The organism is Bradyrhizobium sp. WSM4873, assembly GCF_055811355.1.
The window spans coordinates 76,086-97,521 of record NZ_JBVVPS010000030.1 but is presented as its reverse complement, the minus strand read 5'-3'; the positions used below and the strand labels follow the sequence as shown (position 1 = coordinate 97,521).

15 protein-coding genes and 1 pseudogene are annotated in these 21,436 nt (G+C 57.4%); 6 read left to right on the top strand and 10 right to left on the bottom strand.

Annotation, left to right across the window (positions count from 1 at the left end; translation table 11 throughout):
- The first annotated feature begins 33 nt into the window (after positions 1–33).
- Positions 34–7,401, top strand: a complete 7,368-nt coding sequence (locus AC0L21_RS30225) for an Ig-like domain-containing protein (protein WP_473265286.1) — start codon at positions 34–36, stop codon at positions 7,399–7,401.
- Positions 7,402–8,392: 991 nt separating this feature from the next.
- Here AC0L21_RS30225 and AC0L21_RS30220 read toward each other — a convergent pair.
- From AC0L21_RS30220 to AC0L21_RS30200, 5 genes are all read right to left on the bottom strand, one after another.
- The gene (locus AC0L21_RS30220) at positions 8,393–8,887 is read right to left on the bottom strand and encodes a DsrE family protein (RefSeq protein ID WP_473265284.1); all 495 of its coding nucleotides are present in this window, start codon (positions 8,885–8,887) and stop codon (positions 8,393–8,395) included.
- Between the two features lie 22 nt (positions 8,888–8,909).
- Positions 8,910–9,254, bottom strand: a complete 345-nt coding sequence (locus AC0L21_RS30215; RefSeq protein ID WP_473265283.1) for a hypothetical protein — start codon at positions 9,252–9,254, stop codon at positions 8,910–8,912.
- Positions 9,255–9,439: 185 nt separating this feature from the next.
- Complete coding sequence (locus tag AC0L21_RS30210) at positions 9,440–10,429, bottom strand: TAXI family TRAP transporter solute-binding subunit (RefSeq protein ID WP_473265282.1); 990 nt, start codon at positions 10,427–10,429, stop codon at positions 9,440–9,442.
- Between the two features lie 64 nt (positions 10,430–10,493).
- A complete protein-coding gene (locus AC0L21_RS30205) occupies positions 10,494–12,497 on the bottom strand; it encodes a coiled-coil domain-containing protein (RefSeq protein WP_473265281.1) in 2,004 nt (667 codons plus the stop codon).
- 1,073 nt (positions 12,498–13,570) lie between these two features.
- The gene (locus AC0L21_RS30200) at positions 13,571–14,035 is read right to left on the bottom strand and encodes an FkbM family methyltransferase (protein ID WP_473265299.1); all 465 of its coding nucleotides are present in this window, start codon (positions 14,033–14,035) and stop codon (positions 13,571–13,573) included.
- Positions 14,036–14,695: 660 nt separating this feature from the next.
- Here AC0L21_RS30200 and AC0L21_RS30195 point away from each other — a divergent pair.
- Positions 14,696–14,947, top strand: a complete 252-nt coding sequence (locus AC0L21_RS30195; RefSeq protein WP_473265280.1) for a hypothetical protein — start codon at positions 14,696–14,698, stop codon at positions 14,945–14,947.
- A 136-nt stretch (positions 14,948–15,083) separates the two neighbouring features.
- Positions 15,084–15,365 (top strand): PilZ domain-containing protein, encoded by a 282-nt coding sequence (locus AC0L21_RS30190; RefSeq protein WP_473265278.1) that lies wholly within the window; start codon positions 15,084–15,086, stop codon positions 15,363–15,365.
- On the opposite strand, the gene AC0L21_RS30185 is transcribed toward AC0L21_RS30190, so the two are convergent.
- Entirely contained in the window at positions 15,362–15,601 is a 240-nt protein-coding gene (locus tag AC0L21_RS30185) for a hypothetical protein (protein WP_473265277.1), read from the bottom strand. The genes AC0L21_RS30190 and AC0L21_RS30185 overlap by 4 nt on opposite strands.
- Before the next feature lie 145 nt (positions 15,602–15,746).
- On the opposite strand from AC0L21_RS30185, the gene AC0L21_RS30180 reads away from it, so the two are divergent.
- Positions 15,747–15,977, top strand: a complete 231-nt coding sequence (locus AC0L21_RS30180; protein WP_473265276.1) for a PilZ domain-containing protein — start codon at positions 15,747–15,749, stop codon at positions 15,975–15,977.
- On the top strand, positions 15,940–16,128 hold the full coding sequence (locus tag AC0L21_RS30175) for a hypothetical protein (protein ID WP_473265301.1): 189 nt from the start codon (positions 15,940–15,942) through the stop codon (positions 16,126–16,128). Before AC0L21_RS30180 ends, AC0L21_RS30175 begins: the two co-directional genes overlap by 38 nt.
- Positions 16,129–16,388: 260 nt before the next feature.
- Here the strand turns inward: AC0L21_RS30175 and AC0L21_RS30170 are convergent.
- Both AC0L21_RS30170 and AC0L21_RS30165 read right to left on the bottom strand, forming a co-directional pair.
- Positions 16,389–16,594: pseudogene (locus AC0L21_RS30170) on the bottom strand (cold-shock protein).
- 822 nt (positions 16,595–17,416) lie between these two features.
- Positions 17,417–17,755 carry a hypothetical protein gene (locus AC0L21_RS30165; protein WP_473265275.1) on the bottom strand — a complete coding sequence of 113 codons (339 nt, stop codon included), beginning with the start codon at positions 17,753–17,755 and terminating at the stop codon, positions 17,417–17,419.
- On the opposite strand from AC0L21_RS30165, the gene AC0L21_RS30160 reads away from it, so the two are divergent.
- Entirely contained in the window at positions 17,718–18,329 is a 612-nt protein-coding gene (locus AC0L21_RS30160) for a LabA-like NYN domain-containing protein (protein WP_473265296.1), read from the top strand. The two genes, AC0L21_RS30165 and AC0L21_RS30160, sit on opposite strands and share 38 nt — an antisense overlap.
- Before the next feature lie 276 nt (positions 18,330–18,605).
- Here the strand turns inward: AC0L21_RS30160 and AC0L21_RS30155 are convergent, their stop codons facing one another.
- Complete coding sequence (locus AC0L21_RS30155) at positions 18,606–18,848, bottom strand: PilZ domain-containing protein (RefSeq protein ID WP_473265274.1); 243 nt, start codon at positions 18,846–18,848, stop codon at positions 18,606–18,608.
- Positions 18,849–19,679: 831 nt separating this feature from the next.
- Entirely contained in the window at positions 19,680–20,765 is a 1,086-nt protein-coding gene (locus tag AC0L21_RS30150; RefSeq protein ID WP_473265273.1) for an IS5 family transposase, read from the bottom strand.
- Positions 20,766–21,436 lie beyond the last annotated feature (671 nt).

Here is a 21,436-nt window from a genome sequence, read left to right as displayed (position 1 = left end):
ATCGGTTCGAGCCTGACCGTCAATGGTGCGGCGGTGACGGTCGATGCGACCGGTCACTGGACCACGTCGATCACGCCTGCCGGCCAGGGTCCGCTGGCCGTCACGGCGATCGCGACCGATGCGGCAGGCAACACGGCCTCAACCTCGACCACGCTGACGGTTGATACCGTTGCGCCTGCAGTCGCGATCACGACGATCGAGGGCGGAGATAACCTGATCAACGCCGCGGAAGCTGCCGGCGGGGTCCAGATCAGCGGCACGGCGGAGATCGGTTCGAGCCTGACCGTCAATGGTGCGGCGGTGACGGTCGATGCGACCGGTCACTGGACCACGTCGATCACGCCCGCCGGCCAGGGTCCGCTGGCCGTCACGGCGATCGTGACCGATGCGGCAGCCAACACGGCCTCAACCTCGACCACGCTGACGGTCGATACGATTGTGCCGACTGGCGGGACGCCGGACCTCGTGGCGGCCTCTGACACTGGGCAATCGAATACCGATAACGTCACCTCCCACATCGCGCCAAGCTTTGCGATATCGCTCGATTCGACGGTTGCAATTGGCGATACAGTTCTGTTTCTGCTGAACGGCTCGGCATTATTGCATCCTGTAGCACATGTCATCACTTCCGCCGATGTTCTGGCCGGCTCGATCACTCTTACCGTGGCGGCCGGCGACCTCGGGGCCGACGGCAATAAGCAGGTCGCGGCTCAGTTTAGTGACGCGGCTGGTAACACTTCGTTGACGTCGGCGCTGAGCTTTACGATTGATACTACCGGCCCAACTGAGGCGTTGGCGATCACGGCTATTGCAAACTCGGGAGGTTCGGCCTCGCTGACGGTGTCGGGTACGAACGGTGTGCTTGCTGTCGGAGAGAAAATCCAGATTAGCAGTGACGGCGGTGCGACCTGGATCGACGTCCTACAAAATACCCTGACCAGCTGGAGCCTGGTGGATGCCGCGGCACATCCACTCCACTACACCTACCAGGCGCGGATCATCGACGCCGCCGGCAATACCGGCAGTGTCGTCAGTCAAGCTGTGAACGGTGAGAGCTCAAGCGGCGTTGTTGCTGGCAATCTCAATCCCACCAACAGCAGCAATGTTGCTGTCGCTGTACCAGCATCACCGCCCATTTCGGGCGTGTATGATGGCGTGAAGGCTTTCACGTTTGGCAGTGGCAATGTAAGCGTGTCGACCGCCAGTGGCGCGAGCATCACTGGCTCAAAACAATATGGCATTGAAGCGTTCTCGGCTTCCTCGGGAAGCGTTTCAGTGACGGCTGCTGCGAATAGCAGTGTCAGGTCCGGCAGCGCAGGCATTCTTGCTTACAATCAGGCGGCCTCGATATCGCAACTCAATGGCGCCACGACCAGTACGATCTCGGTGACCGCCAACGGCACCATCGAATCGGGAACTACTCTTACAGGTTCAGGCGCAAGACCCGCAGGAATTCTGGCTGTCTACAAAGGAGGGACGACCAACACAGTAAATCCAGCTGTGTTTGGCAACGTGATCATCGATAATTTCGCCTCCATCGTGGCCGCTGGTGGCGACGGAATTCGTGCCTACACTTATGGTAGTGGTAACGTCACGATCACCGATCGCGCCGGGTCAACGATCTCGGCAAGCGATGTTTTTGGCATCAGCGCAGGGACTTATGGAAGTGGTCAAGTTTCGATCACAATGGAAGCTGGCGCCATCGTCAATTCCGGTTCAATCGGAGTTCAGGCGATCAACCAGGCCACTGCGATTGGTGTCGCTGCCGCATCGACCGCGAGCATAACCGCGCGCGGGACCATCCATTCCGGCACGCATCTTACTCCGGGCGGATCCCAGCCTCAGGGAGTTTCGGCAGGCTATTATTCGAACGGCGTTTCGAACACAAACGTCAATGGGACCGTCTCGGTCGATAATTTTGCGAACGTGACCGCTGACGCTGGCACCGGCGTGAACGCTTACAACTGGGGCAATGGCGCCGTTACATTACTCGAGGAGGCCAGCACCAACGTCTGGGGTGCGCAATACGGGATAACGGCCTATTCGCTGAGTTCCGGTGTCGGCAGTTCCGGAAGTGTAACTATCACCGTGGGCCCGAACGCTACGATCACGGCCGGAGCCTTGTACGGGATCATCGCGATCGATGCTTCTGAGCGCAATGGCGGAAATATTTCGGTCACGACGTCGACCGGCGACATCATCAATTCCGGCGGCAGTGGAATCAGCGCAAGCAATCAGGCCGTTGGCACCTTATCGAATCCGATTACAGGGCAAATATCTGTAACGGCTTTCGGAACGATCAATTCAGCCTTCAACATGTTCACGGGTGGCGGTCAACCCGGGGGTATCTGGAGCGGCTATAACGCCGGAGGTAGCCAGACGGTCAATACTTTCGTGCACGGGAACGTCGTCATCGATACGGGCGCTACGATTAACGCGGCAGCGGGAGTCGGTGTCGGTCTCTACAATTTTGGAACGGGAGCGATCACCGCAACGCTTGAACAGTCGTCCCTTATTAATGCAGTTTCGGCGGGCCTGAACATTTTTGCGCAAGGAGGTGGCAATGTCACGATCGCCAATCATGGCGCCGTAACGGACCCAACCGGCTATGGAATAGTCGTGGGCACTGGGCAGCCATCGACCGGCGGCAGTGGTGTCATCTCGATCAGTAACCTGCACGATGCCGGAGGGCCGGTCACCTCCGGCGTGATGGTAGCGCTTGGATCTCTCAGCAATGCGACCATCCAGGTCAATAACTGGAGCAACCAAGGCGCAACGGTCGCGAACTCCGGGACAATTGCGGCGACGCAGTTCTCCTTGACCCGGTTGAACACGGCCATAGGAATCTACAATGGGCCGAACAGCACGAATGTTGGTGGTGCTACCGTCAACAATTCGGGCGGTGTCATCGGAAATGTGAACGTTAGCGCGGCGTCATTCAATATTAGCGCTGCTTCGTTCAACAACAATGCTGGTGGCGTCTGGAACGTCAACGGGCAGAATTACTTTGGCGGCGTCACGAACGCGATCAACAATGCCGGCACCATCAACGCGTCCGGCCTCAGCATTTTTTCGTCCTCGGGTCCGCTCGCGGTCAATAATACCGGATCCATAAATGTACTGGCTTTTGGAGCGGCTCTGGTCTTCGGCAACGTTTCCGGTCAGGGTGCGTTCACCATCGGCGATCATGCTGCGCTGGAACTGGGTGGCTCAGTTGCGGGCGGGCCGACCGGGCAGACCATCACCTTTGTGAATGGCAATGGTTTGCTGACGCTCGATAGTCCCTCTGCTTTCAATGGGACTATTGCGGGACTTTCGATCGGGGACACGCTCGATTTTCTCGGTGGTGTGACAGTATCAAGTGCCAGCATCAGCGGCTCGACATTGACCGTTACAGACAGCGCCCACTCCCAAACGTACTCATATCAGGTTACTGGCGCCGCATCCGGGACAGCTTTCAATGTGCTGTCTTCGGATAAGGTCGTCATGATACCAGTATCGGCGCTATTTCCCACTAACACGCAGCGCTCGTTTGCTCCCTCTTCGGGATCTTTCTATGTTCTCGCGAACGATGCAATCTCCGGCACCGGTGTTGGCTTCGCGGTAAATTCCACAGACAGCAGCTCGGCCGATTATGCGACGGTTCAAATCAACCAAACGTCGTCAATTTCAGTTTCCGGAACGGGAGTCAGTTTAACGACGACCGGAGCCAATATCGCCCTCATCAATGCGGGGAGCATCACGTCGACGGCCGGCACAGCGATCGCAACGAACTCCGGATCGGGGTCGACTGACATCGTCAATTACGGCAGCGTGTCAGGCCAGATCACTGGAATTGCGGCGCGCATCGGTGGTGCCGGTCTGCTCTACATCGTTGCTGGTGGTTCGATTACCGGCGCAACGTCCAGTGGCATTTCAGCGATTTCAACTTTGGGCGGCATGAACGTAACGACGACGCCCGGACTACTGATCAACGCCGGAACCAACGGTATCCTCGCCCAGAATCAAGGTACTTCCGTGCCGGCTGGTAGTGGGTCGATTTCGATCTCGACCTCTTCCGGAACGATCAATGCTGGGATCAACGCGATTTCGGCGTCCTATCTGTTAGGAACGACTGCGCCGTCGACACCGCCCAACCCACCGAATGCTACGGTGTTTGGCGACATCAGCATCGAGAACGGCGCCACGCTCAATGCGGCGGCGGGAGTCGGCATTTCCGCGAGCAACTACGGCGTTGGCAACATCTCTGTGTCCAACAATGCGAGCATTACAGCGACGGCGGCGGGTACAACTACTCCGGGCACAACGTCATCGCAGTATGGCATCGCCGCCTTTAACTACGGCTCTGGCAAGATCACAGTTACGACCGGGTATGGCTCGGTCATAAGTTCCGGCAGCAGCGGTATCAACCTATCAAACCAGGCGACGGCGATCGCTGCGGCGGCGGCCAGCACTGTTACCGTTGTGGCGTTAGGGAGCATTAACTCAGGGGTCAACAACAACAACTCCGGTAGCGCGCCTTCGGGAATCCAGGCCGGCTACAACCCCGGTCTTGCGGGCGTGTTCAATGCGAACGTTTGGGGCGATGTGCTCGTCAACGCCAACGGTAACATCGCGGCAGCAGCGGGTGATGGTATCAACGCTTACAATTACGGCAATGGCGGCGTCACCGTTAATCTCGGGTCCAACGTCAATATCCAGGCGCTGACATCTGCGACGTCCGCGACAGGAAAGGCTCCGTACGGAATCAGCGCCTCCGTTTACGGGCCCGGCGACATTGCCGTGACAACAGCAAGCGGCGACGTGATAACATCAGGTAGCAGTGGTATCAGCGCGACAAATCTCGCAACCTCAATCGATGTGTCCGCAGCCGCGCTGATCACCATTTACGCCCAGGGTTCGATTCATTCCCAGTCGATTTTGACAAATAGCGGCGCGCAGCCATCTGGAATTGCAGCCGGCTTTTTCGGCGGCACGAACGCGACGGTAAACTTGAACGTAAACGGCAGAGTGATTGTCAACAATGATGCAAACATCGTTGCCAATGCGGGCGTCGGCATCAATGCCTATCACTATGGAAACGGGGATATAACGGTCAACGATGCGTCTGGAACATCAGTGACCGGCGCACAGTATGGTATCGAGGCGCACGCCGAAGCCGCCGGCAGTACAGGCAACATCGCCGTTAACGTCTATTCCGGAGCGACAATCACTTCTGGCACGAGCTACGGGATCTTCGCCTTCACCAAGGGTAGCGGAATTATCTCGATCATCACCTCGTCTGGCGATGTCATCAACGCCGGCAGTGTTGGAATAAACGCCACCAATGAAGCGACCTCGATCGATGCCACTGCAAACAGCTCAATTGTCGTCACTGCGGCAGGAACGATCAATTCGGGCACGGGATTGACCGGAACGGGAAACCCGCCCGCGGGGGTCATTGCCGGCTATTTGGGGGGGGCGGCCATCCCTGCCAGCTTCCCCTTGATCACTTTGTACGGCGATGTGACTGTTAACAATACCGCCAACATCGTTGCCGCTGCCGGCGACGGCATTCGCGCCTATACTTTCGGTATTGGCGACGTGACCGTGAATGATCTGGCGGGATCGATCACGGCGCTCGGCGGAAGCAGCCCCACCAACGGCTTCGGGGTCGGCATTTCAGCGAACAATTACGGTTCCGGGAATATCAGCATTTCCACCGCAGTCGGGAATGTCATCAATTCCGGAAGCTCCGGCATAGCCGCGATTAATAAGGCGCCTTCCAGCGGATCGTTTGTCGTGCCTTCGACCAGCGTGATCTCTATTTTGTCTTACGCTTCTATTTCTTCTGGCTCTATCCCGACGGCCGCAGGCGATGCGCCGGCGGGAATTCTGGCAAGCTACAATCCCAACCTTGCGAACGTTGCCGATGATAATGTTCACGGCAACATCCAGATCGACGCCTACGGGTCTATTTCCGCAGCCGCAGGAACGGACGGCGTTCGCGGCGAAAACTACGGCACGGGATCGGTCACGATCACGGCGGAGGCCGGAGCGCTGATTTTTGGCGGGCGCTACGGCATTTCAGCAGTGAGCCACGATGGAGGAAACGTCGCCGTCACGAACTATGCTGATTCAGTCGGAACATTGGCAGCAGTGAATGCCATGACCACGTCTGCCGGCACGGCGGTCGTCGACAATTATGGACATTTGGTCGGAGGCATTAACGCCTACAACGCCACCGTCACCAACGAACTTTCGGCGGATTGGTCTGTCAACGGAACAAGCGTTTTCTCCGGCGTAAGCGTTCTATTCAATATGGGCACGATTGACAGCGTAGGCGCCTCGCTCATTTCTGGGCTCTCGAGCTTCGTCAATACCGGGATCATCGAGGCGCTGTCCGGGAGCCTGGAAGTTGCCAGCGCAATGACAGGCGCCGGCGTCGTCGACATCTATGGTGCAACAGTTCAACTCGATGCAGCCTCAGACGCGCATGTTCAATTTGCAACGAGCCAATCTGGTAAACTGGTCCTTGGAAGCCCAATCAGTTTCACCGGTACAGTCACTGGTTTCGACTCTGGAGATGCTATTGATCTAAATGGGATAGCTCCTGCGAACGTCAGTATCAACGCTTCAGGTTCTCTCCATGTCAGCTATGCTGGCGGAGGCTTTGATTTGGTCGGGGCCTATAGCGCTTCCGATTTCTCCGTCCTGTCAGATGGTGCGGGCGGCTCGGAGATCATCTGGAATCACCATGCGCCAGCCATTGTCACTGACCAGGCCAGCGTGGTGAACAATGCCAATGGAACGATGACGGTATTGGGCGTGCAGGTCTCGGACAGCGACGCGAACGCGTCGGCTGAGAGCTTCAGGTTGAGCGCGACGACCGAAGAGGCTGGATCGGGAAGTGCAGTGACTCCGTCCGGCAGCAGCGGCTCCCTGACAGCGATCAATGGCGTCCTCGCGGCCGGCGCTGTCTACAACCCAGGTGCTGCACCGCCACTCGTCGACAAGATCACGTTGACAGTAACTGATGGGTTCGGCGCAACGGACACCGTCAATTTTGTCTTCAACGGAGCTGGAGCAAGCTCCAACACCGTGCTGCAGGGCTCATCGGGAAGAGACGTAATTCTTGCTTCAACTGGATCGGACACGCTCAGCGGCGCAGGTGGGCCGGACCAGTTCGTCTTCGCGCCGACCTCTTCGGGGCCGTCCGTGCAACACACAGTGACCGACTTCATCGTTGGGTTAGACCGGCTTGACGTAAGGCAATTCGCCGGTCTCACCGCGGGATCGCTACCTACCGAAACCCAACAGGGAAGCGACACGCTGATTACGCTCGATAGTCACGACACGATTCTGCTAAAGAATGTCAATGCCACGTCGGTGCACACCAGCGACTTCATTTTCCATACTTAGATACTCGATTGCAATTGCTTGACCCTTCGAGGGAAATCGCTGGCGGTTTCGAGGACGATGGAAGCGATTGGTCTAACGGGATCCGCGCCCTGTACGATGCCATGCGGTTATTTTTGTCTCACGGCGGATAAGTGAAGTATGTTCCAACGCAATCGTAACTTGCCGATGGCGCCGGGTCGATTGGTCGCCGAAAAGTCTCTGATCAAGGGCCAGAGGATAGTCGTCGCTTCCTCCGCGGGGAAGAGGTTGGCTGGTAAATCAGGCATCGTCACCGGTAAAGGCACGAGCAAGAGCCAGGTCAGGGTTCTGCTCGACGGCTCCAAAGGGCCCATCACGTTGCACGCGCGCTTTGTAGACTTGCCAAAATGTTGCGAGCATTGGGGGTGTTCCTCCAGCCCATATGATGGCCTTATCAAACGACGGTCCGTTTGATATGAGTACGAAGACTTGGTACGGGTGGAGCGTTTCGCGCGGACCGCGAACCGACGTGATTAATCGATATTCGCCCATCGTTTACCGCTGCGACGTACGAACTATTGCAATCTCGCATTGAGTGAAAATCCTTTACAGATGACATAATGATGGCTGTAGGTGATCACCGCTTGGCTTGGCGAATCAAAAATAAAATCGAAAGAATCGGCAGCGTAATCACCAAGAATGTTTAGGTGTACGGCTTCCGCTCTGTTTGTGATTGTTAGCATGCCGCCAGTCTGCCCCGGATTGTGGCCCGGTCGGTCCAGGAGAGCCCATGAGGGCGTCCGGGGCGCCTGAATCGCCTTCGCCCGCAGTCCCAACCAGAAAAATGCGTAGCGGCGGGGAGCCTAGGTCAACGCGTCCTCATCGTGTGCGGCGAGCCGATCTCCTTTGCTGCGCAGACCGGCAGGTGCGAGGAGATCCAGTCCCCGGATGCATGGACGCAAGGCTGTGAGGTGGGTCCGGCCGATCGCAGCCTCGATCCAGGTGGTCGGAATCGCTGCGATTTCTTGTCGGTTTACGGCTTTACATACGACCAGCCCTGCTCCTGCAGCTCCATGATGCGAGTGACGCCGGAGCTCACAAGTTGCGCCTGGGGGATGAGCGGGATGTCCTTGTTCTCCGCTTTGCTCATATTCTGCTTGGTGTTGCCACACGCCTTGAACGAAATCTCAGGTGTACTCAACGCCAGCGTTTCGATCCGCGCTTTCACGGGAGAAGTGTCGTCCCGCAACATGTGCAAGCCCGGTCCAAACGTAACAACTTCGATCGAAACCACCTGGCCAAGCTCCTTGTAATATTGGACGACATTGGCTGCATTGTTGAGCGCCAGGTTCATCATCGCTGGATCGTTGCTGTTGACCTGCAAAATGAGCCGATGCTGCGTCTTGGCAGACGTGCTTTGCTTTGAGGTCGCTGACGGCTTGACGTTGGTGCTCTTTGCCAGGGCGGGCGTCGTCACCAGTAAAGTAATCGCGGCTACGGCTTGAATTGCGGTTGCAAAAGTAAACATGGGAAATGTCCTCTCTGAATAATCAATTGTGCAGCTTAGCGTTGGTGGGCGGCCAGTTGCATGCTTTGGCCAACTTGCTTCTTGCGACTTTCAGCCCGTCCAACTGAAAAATTCCCTCGCGAGTGTCCCCCGATCGCGTCATGAGTCGAATCCGTATCTCGCCTTCGCCAGGAAGCGCCTGCAGCAAGCTCACGATCTCACCGGGCATGGCGATACCGCCGAAGAGCGATGATCCCACTCCCGCATGGGTGGGACTGGCGCCGTTTACGGAATACGAAAGTTCGTAGGTGTCGGCACGCGGGGAGACACTCTGACCACCGAGAACAAGAAAGGTTTTGCCGCCGCGGCAATAGATGAAGAGCTCCATTCGAGGGGCCTCTGCATTTTGCTTTGACCTTGTGTTTGCTATGACGATGGGCGAATAGTCGATTGGCGATGTCGTTTCGCTGATGATCCAGTTTCCCGCTACGGGGGGCGATTGCAGGGGCTGGCCCGACGCACCTCCGCTTCCTAACCACAAGGATGTCAGCAGCAAGGGAAGCCCGGCGTGGTTCATTGCGACACCTGCCTTGCACGCGGCTGGCGATCCAGCCAGGCTTTTGCGGCAGGTGATCTGGCGAGGCCCGGGACGTTTGCTCCGATATTTATCGACTTCCACTTCGGATCGAAGCCAATGCCCTGCAACTTTTCCATTCGCGAGAAAAGGTAGTCAACGAAGCGGGCAACGCGATCGTAGCGGTTTGTATTCTTAGGCCAATTGAATGAAAGCAGTACGGTCGGAACTGCGATCGTCGACACTCGTTCGCTCTCTTTGATCAAGGCTGGATAGTCGCTGGGCTCGAGCGTTGACGGAAGATAATAGTCTTCGAATTTGGTGTCGTAGACGACCGGAAGGAACTTGTAGCCGGGTTCCCAGCGTCCTCGTGCAAAGGCGTCTACCGGTTTGGACGTTATGAAGACCACGCCCGCAACATCTCCCTGGCGCATCTGCTCCAGAGCGACCTGATGCGGAATGAATGTCTTCTCCACATCGATGCCGAGACGGCTGAAAATCAATGGGCCGGTGTAAGCGGCGGCCGTCCCTTTGGTGTTGAAGTTGACTTTCTTGCCGGCAAGATCCTGCAGACTCTTGATTTCCGGCCGAACGAAGATGTGCAGTTCCGACGGAAAGAGGCTGAGCAGGTAGGTCACGCGATTCTGGATGTCGGGTACCTGCGCCTTGTATTCTTCAAGCGCATCGAGATTGACAATCGCGAGGTCGACGCCGCGCAGATAGAGGAGGTCGTTGAGATTTTCCACCGGGCCTCGCGTGACGATGGGCAGAACGATCATGTTATGACCGTCGTCGACGACTCGTGCGATCTCAGTAGCGAAGCGTATCGGGGCCCCCTCGAGTTGGCCTGCGGCCAAGCCAAGGGTCCACGCGTTCATGCTGTCCTTTTGTGCCTTCTGCGCCGATGTCGCTTGCTTTACTTGGGGCGGAGAAGGGGCCTGAGCATGGACCAATTCGGTAGCAAAGGCCAAAGTCAGCGCAGTCGTCATCCGAACAAGAAGTAGCTTTACGCAAAGACGCATCGTAGCCTCACACATATGCCTTCAAGGATTGTCACTGACGTAATGAATCAAGAGCAGTCTTGGCCTCTGAAATTCCACCGGAGAGAGCCCGTGAATAATGTTCACGCGCCCTCGCAATGTCGGCTCGCGTTCCGTAGACGTTCCAGCGCGACAGGACGCGAGGGTCATAGGTCTGCGCCAGGACAAAGCTGGCTTTGGCGCTTCCCAATTCAACGGCGCGCTGGAGGAAACCGCGAGCGCTATTGATGTCGCCTCGGGCGAGGAAAGACTCGGCTCGTTCGACCAAATGAGCGCTTTCAGGGTTTTGATCGAGAGGCGCTGGCTGCGGTAAGGGGGGCGATATCGGCTTTCTGGTGGCGTCTGCGTCCGCAGTCGCTGTTGTGCCCTCTTTGGACTTCGCGGTAGCATCAATCGTCTTGCGCTCTTCTTGCAGGGCGGCGCTCGTTGCGACAGCGGCTTTTCTTAGTTCCGCCGTTTCCAATTCGATCTTGTCGGATCGAGCCGTTTGGATGTCCAAGTCGCGGCGTGCAGTCGTCAGGTCGCCCGCGAGTGTCGCCGCCCGTTTGTGTTCTTCCTGCAGGGCAACGCTCGTAGTGTCAGCAGCCGTTTTCAGTTCGGCTGCCTCCTTGGTCTTGTTGAATTGAATGGCCTTGGCGTCGAGGTCGCGGCGTGCGGATGCCAAGTCGGTTGCGAGCGAGGCAGTTCGCTTGCGCTCATCCTGCAGGGCCGCGTTCGCAGTCTCAGCTGACTTTCTCAGTTCCTCTTCTACTCCCTTGGATTGAGCGATCTTGGTATCCAGGTCGCGGCGTGCGGCCTCCAGATCGCTTTTGAGCGAGGCAGACCGCTTACGTTCATCTTGCAAGGCCACGTTCGCAGCGTCAGCAGTCTTTCGCAGGTACGCGGTGTCTTCCCAGGTTTTGTCGGATTGCGGCTTCCTGGCATCCAGGTCGCGGCGTGCCGCCGCCAACTCGCCCACGAGCGAAACGGTCCACTTGCGCTCTTCCTGGAGAGCTTCAGTCGTAGCCTCGGCGGCCTTTCTGGTTTCCGCCGTCTCTGCACCCGCCTTGCCGATTTCGACCGTCTTGGCGTCCAGATCGCGCCGCGCCGCAGCCAGATCACTCATGAGCGAACCTGTTCGCTTGCGCTCGTCCTGTAGCGCCGCGCTTGTGGCGTCAGCGGTCTTTCTCCAGTCCGCCGTTTCCTCTCCGATCTTGCTGGATTGGATAGACTTGGCCTCCAGGTCACGGCGTGCGGCTGCTAGATCGCTTGTGAGCGATGCGGTACGCTTGCGTTCTTCCTGGAGGGCTATGGATGCGGTTTCGGCGGTCTTTCTCAGATCGACTGTTTCCTCTCCAGCCTTGACAGATTGGACGACAGATATCTCCAGGTTGAGGCGCGCAGCCGCCAAATCGTTGACGAGCGAAGCGGTCCGCTTTCGCTCTTCCTGCAGAGCAAAGGTTGCGGACTCGGCAGTCTTTCTGAGTTCAATGGCCTCAACTCCTGTCTTGCCGGAGTCGATCGCCCTGGCGTCGAGATCGCGCCGCGCAGCCGCCAGCATACTCATGAGCGAGGCAGTCTGCTTGCGTTCTTCCTGCAAAGCGAGGGCTGTTGTTTCGGCAGTCTTCCTGGATTCTGCCGGGTCATCGCCGGCCTCGCGCAACTGAGCAGCTTTAGTGCTTAGCTCACGACGCGTGGCGGCCAATTCGTTTGTGAGCGCTTCAATCAAACGTGTGGCGTCCAGATCGTCGGTTGGGATCGCATTTCGTCCACCCGCCGCGGACTTTGCGGCGATGGGTTGAGGCTTGCTCCTTGTTTCCGTCCCGTCGTCGACAAAGACGAGAGCTAACATCCCACAGACTACTGCTGAAAATGCAATGAGCGCCAATCGCGGGATGAGAGTTCTGATCGGCCTCGACACAGCAACATCGTCCTCAAACTCGCTCTCATCTTGCAGGTCCGGAAGGCGTCGCTCGATTGGAGCAGAGGCGTGTTGCGACTGCTCCTTCATGGCAAAATTAAAGCCTACTTTCGTCATCAAGACTCCGCGAACTTCCCCGTTTGAAGGCGAGGCTAATGGAGGCGGTTCAATCGTTTGTCAGCCGCTCCGCAGGGCCGCCTTACACAAAGTACAAAATCGTGTGAGCAGCGTCTCGACAACGAATATTGGCTGCTAGTGTCGGAACATCATAATTTTTGCGTTCAACATGATTTTCGTTAGATTATTGTAAGATAACGCTTTTTGCTAGAAAAATCTGCGATAGATTTAATTCTTATTATTCGGAAATAAAGAAGTTAGTTGCACGTACGTAGTTGGCGGGTCGCAGGCCATGTCCGTTGAGGGCAGCTATCTGGAAATGGACAAGACCTCAACTGACGATCGGAGCGACCCGATCGTGTCGAGCTGAGGGAACTTGGCACGAGCTACGGATGCGCGGTTTCGCTTACGTCACTTGGTTCGTCTGGCCGTTTCATGCGGACGGTCATCCAAGCTGCGGTTACGGTGTTGGCGCGGATACAGCGGTTCATCTCCTTGAGTTCTTGCCGTGTGAAGTTCGGCGTCCTCTTTGAAAGTCGGCGCAACGTCGACCCGCTTGAGGGCCGCCTCTATCGCTTTCTGACGAAACACTTCGAGAAGTGTCCGGCGAAAGACGATAACGTTTTGGCTCCCGAGAGCTTGACTTCAAACGCGAGGAGCCGGTCGATGGGCGATTGGGGAGCTTCGTCTTGCTTGCCGCTTTCACTAGGTAAGAGTTGATGCGAAGTGCCTAAGGCCTCGAATTCGACGGGTACGGCGCGCATGAAGCTGACGGACACCGCGAACCGGACCGTTCATCGGGCCAAACCTCCGGTCTGAGTTGAGCGGCACGGCTGTTCCCGGACAAAAGCCAGATGGGCCTTGCTCCGCTTACGCGGGGATTTTTTGGGACGCCGGCCGCTCTCCGGCTGCTGGGGAGGTGCGGTCCGGTCGGCATTCGACGGACCCTTGCCTTAGCAAAAACGGGGTGATGCTGGCCTCGTCATCTGGGGGAAGGGCGTATCGACCTGCCGCGCCCAACAACGGCGATCATGAAGGTCGGCCAGCGCGGTGCTGAAGGAGCTTTATGTAGGTCAGTATCTCGCCAGCGATAAAAATCTCGAAAGCGTAGTCAGCCAGAGCTCTTTGAAACGTGAAGCTTGAGCCGGCGCCCGGCAGCAACCAGTCGTGGGTTCAATATGTACGACGAACACGTCTGCGAGCCATTCAGTGTTGTTCGAGAAAAGATCCTTTTCGAAGCCTTCGATATCTATCTTCGCTAAGAAAGGGACCCCGTTGGGGGCGTAATCAAAGGCATTTCGCATCGTCATGATAGGCAGGCCGCTCGATGAACGCTCTACGCGGGATGCCCAACCCTGTTCGCCTTCGAGGACGTGGACAAAACCAGGCTCGGCTCCGATTGCCGCTCGAACGGGAACGATTTTATCGGTTAGTTCTGCGTTCTTCGTCAGAATCCGGAAGTTCTCGGGGTCTGGCTCCGCAGCGACAACGATGCTGGCCGGAAATTGCTTCTTGAACCAGAGCGATGCTGCGCCAATTTCGCACCGGCGTCCACGACGACCGGAGTTCTGCCGGAGGCAATAATCTCTTCGTATCGACGGTTGACACGGTCCTAGACAATCGGGATCGAATGAGAGATGTCGTACTGATGAGAGCAGAAGACACCTCGGACGGTATCGATATCAGAGTCTCCAACTCTGACGTGAATCGCTTGACCAGAGACGTAAATTTTGGCCGTCTCTGCGCCGGTAAGCCGTGGGGCGTGGCGCATAAGGAAGCGCGGACCATACCGCACAAGGTCTTTGAGGTTGGCCCAGATACGATGGATAATGGACATCGGTATAGTCCGGGTCCGACAATGGGCTCTTAACGTATTATTTTTAAATATTTCCGACCGGCTATTCTTAGCGCCTCTGCCTTACAAGAGCCTTACTGCCGCACGCTCTCAGCTTAGTAACAGTTATACCTCCGGCAACCGGCCGACAATAAAATGTGCGGGCCGGCGAATGTAGGTTTCTGAATTAACCCGGGCCGCGGTTATCAAGCTTAATTTGCAGCTTTGGTTGCTACCGGCATTCAACGAGCTATGCTGGGTCGACCGTACACCTCCTTTGTCTCGTTCGTCCGAGCTTGCCAAGGGCCGGCTGCCACCGTCCGCTTCGGCCCCGTTGTTGCAAGATTATTGTTGAGTTTAACTTTTGAAGACGTCGCAAAACACCAGTGAGGTAACGCTCGATCTATTTGAGATGCGTCGCAGGCTCACGGAACTGCGTTCGCAACATTCCGAGAATCTCGTCGTCGTGTCGCTTCTCAATCGCATGCTTGTCAAAGTGGCCTTTCTTTCGGCGCCGAGAGATCAGGCGCATGAGCAGCAACTGCAGGCAGAATTTGCACATACCCTGCAACGAGCGGAATCCGTCATTTCGCGCGGTGCTTCTCCAAAGCGATAAAGCTAAAGGCTGAGCTGGTCGGGACGATGATCCGACTTTCTACGCCGACGGCCGAAAAGGCGTCTGAGCATTGTTGGTGGTCGCGAAGGCCGCAAGTATTCTCTGTAGTGGCGTGTTGGCGGTGGGAGGCGCTCGCTTGGTGGCGACCCTGCTCAATGTTGGAGGGCTGCAAGTGCTAGAGCGGCGAGCTCAAAACCGATACTGGATCAATCGGACGGCGATCGCCACGCTCGGCCCATTGGTGTTTTCAAAGCGTTGCCGCCTGCGCGATGCCTCGGCCGGAGGGTTTGGTCTCTGGCTCGATGGGGCCAAAGTCATTCCCTTCAAGTTTGACCTCGAAGTCGAGGGAAATCTTATTGCGGTTCGCTGCGACTTGGCCTGGCGTTACAACGACTTCGTCGGGCTCAAGGTTGTCTAGGACGTCGAGCTTGATTGGTCGAGCTCTTCAGCCTGCGAGATCGCATTTCGTTTGCGTCCGATCGGCGATCTCTTCGGCGTGGCGTTGGAAGATGATCGAGTTTGCAGGCGCTGATAAGACAGTCGACTGCCAGCCACTGGCTGATTGCGACGCACAACGACGTCGAATCCAGGATTGCCGACTATCTGGTGAATGAGGTCGGAGAGCTCCAGCGCTGATTTCAATTCCTTGGCCAATGCGCTCACCCTGGTGGGTGTGATCGGCTCGAGCCGATAGTACAGCAAGGTGAAGCACCTCTAAATACGCAGATGGAAACTGAGTGATTTCGATCACTGTCGCTCATCGGATCGGAAGCGGTGTCGATATCCGAACTGCGCTACATTGAAGATCGTCGCTATCGACGGCGCTTGGAGCCGCTCCTGCAAGATGACCGACATATCACAGGCGGGCGCTAAATTGCTTATTGAGACGTCGATAGACGGACCGGCTCTGAAGGAATGTTTCCTCGTACTCTCGACGAGGGGCGTTGCCTACCGTCGTTGCGAGTTGGCTTGGGTCAACGGCGAGCACATTGGTGTCCGCTTTCTTGGCACCGGTTCAAAGAAGAGGTGATCTGCAGAGCGATCGCCTGATCGGCTGGCTTGAACTGTGCCGTCGCAGTGCCACTTTCACCCAAGTCGGTATCAGCTTCCCGGCCCAGACGCTGATTTTGTCTAATGCCCATTTGCTCCTCGTCGCGCCGGATATCGCGGGACCGAATTGAGCTCGCGCGGGATACCAAGGCGATTCGAACCCCGCGCATGACGAAAGGTCAGCCGCGCCCAAGGCTAAGCCCCCGACTTTACCTTTTTGCTGAACTTGAATTAGCCGGGCTGCTGCGGGTCGAGCGCCAAGCAGTCGCTAAAAGACGCGCCGGGCGACGGGAAACGGCGTCAGCATCAGTTGGGTACTGAGGCCGGATCGCTGTGTCCCCGGAAGAAAAGCTGGACCCTGAGGCGGATCAAGCGATGCAATTTGCGGATCCTAGCCAATCCGGAGATTTTCGGCGGACATCTTGCCGGATCGACCAGCCTTCAGTTCGAGGTGACACGTGCGCCTTTGGCGAGGTTGGCATAGCCGACTTTTTCGACCGCGCTGATATGGACGAAAACGTCCTACCCACCTTCATCGGGCTGAATGAAGCCATAGCCTTTGGTCGTGTTGAACCACTTAACAACTCCTATTGCCAACGTAACGTCCTCCAAATGAAACGTCCTGATTTAGCTGAGGTTGGCCGGAGGTATCGAGAGGAAGGGCTCGCTGCTCGGCGGTCTGGCATCACTGCGCGCGGCTGGCTCGTCGGCGCGCCCGCTATCGTCTCAGGACATGGCGAAGCCGGCACAGTCGACAATGTGGAATTGGAGCGAGCAGGCCGCGTTCGCAGCGCGGACGTTTTGGTTACGTCGCGTGAGCCAAGGCGCGGCGTCAGCGCCGGCGAAAGAATCCGTCTGTCCTCGAAGGAAAAACGCCGCCCGCTTAAATGAAACGCGGGCGGCGGCTTTCCAGCCCCGGGATGGTGTGCAAAACCCCGGCTATCCTCACCCTGCCCAACACGTGCAAAGTATGTCTTGGACCAGAAAGATTGGGGCAAGAAAGATACAGCGTTTGCGGGCGTGCGAGGCCAGATGCCCGCCGCGGATCCAAGCCAGCCATGCTTACCTACGGCCTGGCTGTGCCCCCTTGATAGCTCGGCTTGATTAATGGCGGATCCATCGCTTGGCTCCCTTCTCGCTTTGCAGTCTGTGAGCAGCGACTATAATGCGCCCGCTCCATCCCTGTTGGGCCCGCCTGATTCCAAGTCTCGCGCAGTAAGCTGTAATCCTTTCAATTGGCCCGGTACGGCGTTGCTGTGCGATGAAACTCGCATCTGCGAGCGGGCGACCAAGTAATTGCCAAAGACGTCGTCCGAGTGCGATATGTCGAGATTAGCAGCAACTGGAACATGGCTCGCGCAGCGATATAGTACCCGGCAGCCCGACTGCTCGGTACCGGACATAACGGGTCGTGCTATCTCATCTGTTATCGCCCAGCACCGGCTGCGGCCAACTCTGATAATCGTGCTGTCGAATCAGACGAATGCTTTCGCGACCATTTGACGCGCCCAAAAACCAGAAAGACATACTGCGGCTAAGGTAATCGGTCGAGACAACTGGCGGACCGTCACTGAGCTCCAGTGCGTATTCATACCTGTAAGAAATCGTTTGAAGCCGTCTCCATATGGCGGTACCGCCGATGTTAGCTATGCCACGAAGCGGCTTAATACTGAGATGTGAAGTTACCAGCTCTTGCACTGTGCCGCGCGAAAGCAACTGAATTTCACCTTCTCCTACCAGCAAGATCGCGCTCTTCATCGATGGGGCCAATCTCTACTCGACGGCGAAAACTCTGGGCTTCGACATCGACTACAAGCGCCTGCTGAAGGAGTTTCAGAGCCGCGGGACGTTACTGCGGGCGTTCTACTACACCGCCATCATCGAGGACCAGGAATACTCCTCGATCCGCCCGCTAATCGTCTGGCTGGATTACAACGGCTACACCGGCGTCACCAAGGAATTCGTCGACGCCTCCGGCCGCCGCAAGGTCAAGGGCAACATGGACATCGAGCTCGCCGTGGACGCCATAGAGCTCGCCGAGCACGTCGACCAGATGGTGCTGTTCTCGGGTGACGGCGACTTCCGCTCCCTGGTCGAGGCCGTGCAGCGCCGCGGCGTGCACGTGACCGTCGGATCCTCGATCGCGAGCCAGCCGCCGATGATCGCTGACGAGCTGCGCCGTCAGGCCGACGTCTTCACCGATCTCGTCGAGTTGAAATCTAAGCTCGGCCGCGCCCCCTCCGAACGCCCGATCCCGCGTGACCGCGAGAAACGTAGTCATCTACCTAGGTTCTTGCAAGAATCGAAAGGGAGTGATCCTCAAAATGAGTGAGCCGATAGCACTAAGTCCCGGGCTAGAACTGCCGACCGGTCGATGCGCGCCTTGCGGAAATGACGAAGAAAGCAAGCTCCAATCTGCCCGCTATCCCTTGTGTGATGTGAACGATGAATTCGGAGCCTTTGAAGGTTTGCAGCGTGAAGCGCCCGGGCGATTAGCAACATGCGCTTGCGACGCTCCCGAATGCGGCGAGAACCCACATAGGCGGCACCATTTGGGAGAATGCTACAGCAAGGTGGGGAAGTCTCCGGCGAGGCGCCATTGCGGGGCTTAGTCCTGGAAAGAAACGCCGATACGGTTTCCCGACCGCCAGATCAACCTGCAATCTCGCAAGATGCGGTCCTTCTCGAGCATGAGCTTGAACCGGGATCTCAGGCAGGATGGGTCCGCCACGTCGATGGCCGCGCCGACTGCGGAGATGTTGACGACCAGGCAGCGGATGCTTGAGCCGTCGCTCGCGATGTAGGCGATTTCGTGGATTTCATCGCGTTGTGCTGCGCGGCGTTCGATCATGACAGGCTAGGCCGCGCTCATCCGCGGTGGCATGGCCATATGCTCCAGGGAAGGAACCATGGAGGGAGCCCCGTCGTCCATCTGCGAAAGATGAAGAAGGAGATCACGCAGCCTCGGAGGCAACTCGTTGCGGTCCGGGCGGAGTATGCAGCCAAGCCTCGTGCCGATCTCGTCGCAGATGGCGCGGGCATGAACTAATGTAAGGTCGAGTTGTTCAGCCATGCGGCGCCGCGCAAGAGAAAGGACAAAGGCTTCAATTGCAATATTTGCCGCGCCCAGGCCTGCAACCCCGGCAAGCCGTTGAAGGTTGCGGCACTCGCTTATTCTTCTCTTCGATAGCAGACTGAGGTTGCCGGGCGATTAGGAAAACTGGTTTCTGGAAGCTTTAGAGGATTGGTAAGCGATCGTCTAAGAGGGCATCGGGAGGATCAGGAAGCTTGCGAGGATGAGCGCATTTCGAGGCACCTTGGCAGCCGGTGACGGGGTGCGCGCCAACGCTGCGGCAGATTGTTGCGCGCCGAAAGGCGCGTTCGCAATTGTACATTGGTGGGCCTTTGGCTTCTGAAATGAAAAGGCCCCAGGTGTGGAGCCGGGGCCTCATTCCAGAAAGGCGTCCAGCGAGAAGGGGTACTTGCCGAACCAGGATTAAATACCGGCAGGCGTATTAAATTATCGTTGAGATAGCACCTGCAGTCCGGTGATAGATCTTGCAGTCTGCTGAAAAACTATGAAGTTGAGAGTTTTCTTGTCTTTGTTCGGTCGTTGTCGGGGGAGCGCTGGAGGTTGGATGTCGTGTTCGGCCCGGCGGCGGGTTACCCCGGCGCGGGGTGGCTATGTGGCAAGCAGTTTGGGAATGCGGATCAGGTTGTAGGCGATCAGATTGAGCAGGAAGTCGGCGGCGACCCGAGCGATACCACGATGTTTGGTTTTGCGCATGGTGCCGTGCTGCTTGCCCCAGCCGAAGATGCACTCGATCATGGCACGGCGTGATTGCGACATGCCATAACCTTGGTGCCGCGTGGTGCGTTCGTCGATGGCGCTGTTGCGGGTCTTGCCGGTTTTGGTGACGGCCTGGTTCTGTGTCACATGCGGCGTCACGCCGATGGCGCGAAGGTTGGCGACATGATCGGCGGTATCGTACGCCTTGTCCTCGCCGGCCGTGATGCGACGGCCCGCGGCTTTGCGTCTGGCCTTCAGCATGGTCTCCGAAGCCCGGCGTTCGGCGGTGCCATTGGCATGCGTGACCCGGCCGGCCACCGCCAGCCCATGCCGGTTCTCCATGGTGGCGTGGCCCATATAGCAAAGCTTGGCCTCCCGTCCGGCCGCCTTGCGATAAAGCCTGCTGTCCGGATCGCTGGTACTGGCATGAGTGTCGTTCTTGCGCTTCTGGCCGTGGAAGTTGGCGCCATCATCATCGTCGCCGCTGCCGTCCTTGGGGCGCAAGCTCTTCTGCGACGCCCAGGCTTCGATCAGCGTTCCATCCACCGAAAAATGCTCGTCCGACAATAGTGGTTTGACCTGCGAATGGTTCAGAAGCCTGGTCATGAACTTCGTGAACACATGGCCGTTCTGCAGCCGCTCCCGGTTCTTGGTAAAGGTGGTCGGGTCCCACACCGGATCGTCCGGCGACAGTCCCACGAACCAGCGATACAAAAGATTGTAATCCAGTTGCTCCATCAACTGGCGTTCCGACCGAATGCCGTAGAATACCTGCAGTAGCAAGGCGCTCAGCAATTGCTCCGGCGGGATCGAAGGACGTCCCTCGCTGGCGTAGAGCCTTCCAAGGCTGCGGTTCAAATCAGTCAAAACATCCCGGACAAGTTCCCGGACCTTCCGCAGCGGATGGTTCGCTGGCACACGCTTATCCGGCGCGATGTACGAAAACAGGCCGCCCTGATCCGTAAACCTGCCGCGCATAATCGTCTCCACCGATTCGAGATGATAAGTGAATCATCAAGCCCCCTCCGTGGCGAGGGGGTTATTCAGCAGACTGCTAGGCGGGAAAACTCCCTCGTCAAATTTATCGGTTGCGCTGCCTGCGTCGCCGCGCTCGATCCGGAGCGGCGAGTTCTACGCGTCGTTGGCAAGGTCGAGACGGATCATTCCGTATAAGTTATCTGCAGACAGCCGCGGAGGTCAAAGACCGGATCCAGCATCATGGGGGCAGCGATAGCCGTTCGATCACGGCCGTACTATATCACCGCTTGGCCTTGGATAGTTCGGCGGCGGTAGTGTGGCCGCGTCGCTACTCAGACGCACAATTGTCGTGAGCACCGCGGCGAGCAGGGTGATCCAGCAACAGGCAGCGAACACCATCAAAAGCGATTTTCTCATATCGATCCTCGCGAATGGACGAGCCCTCACCCCAAGTATCGCGGGGACTGCGCCGTAGGTGATCCAGACGAGGCAATGTCCGATGGGAGTAAAACTAGCTGGCGCGAATGAGGGCGCAACCGAAGCTCAGAATTAAGCTTGATCCAGCTTCCAGGAGTTTATTCGGGAACCCAAACGCGGAGGCATCTTTTGGCACTCAGAGCCGAAGTGAAGAGATCAGCCCCGGCACAAGGTGGCAACGATGCAAGAAGTGC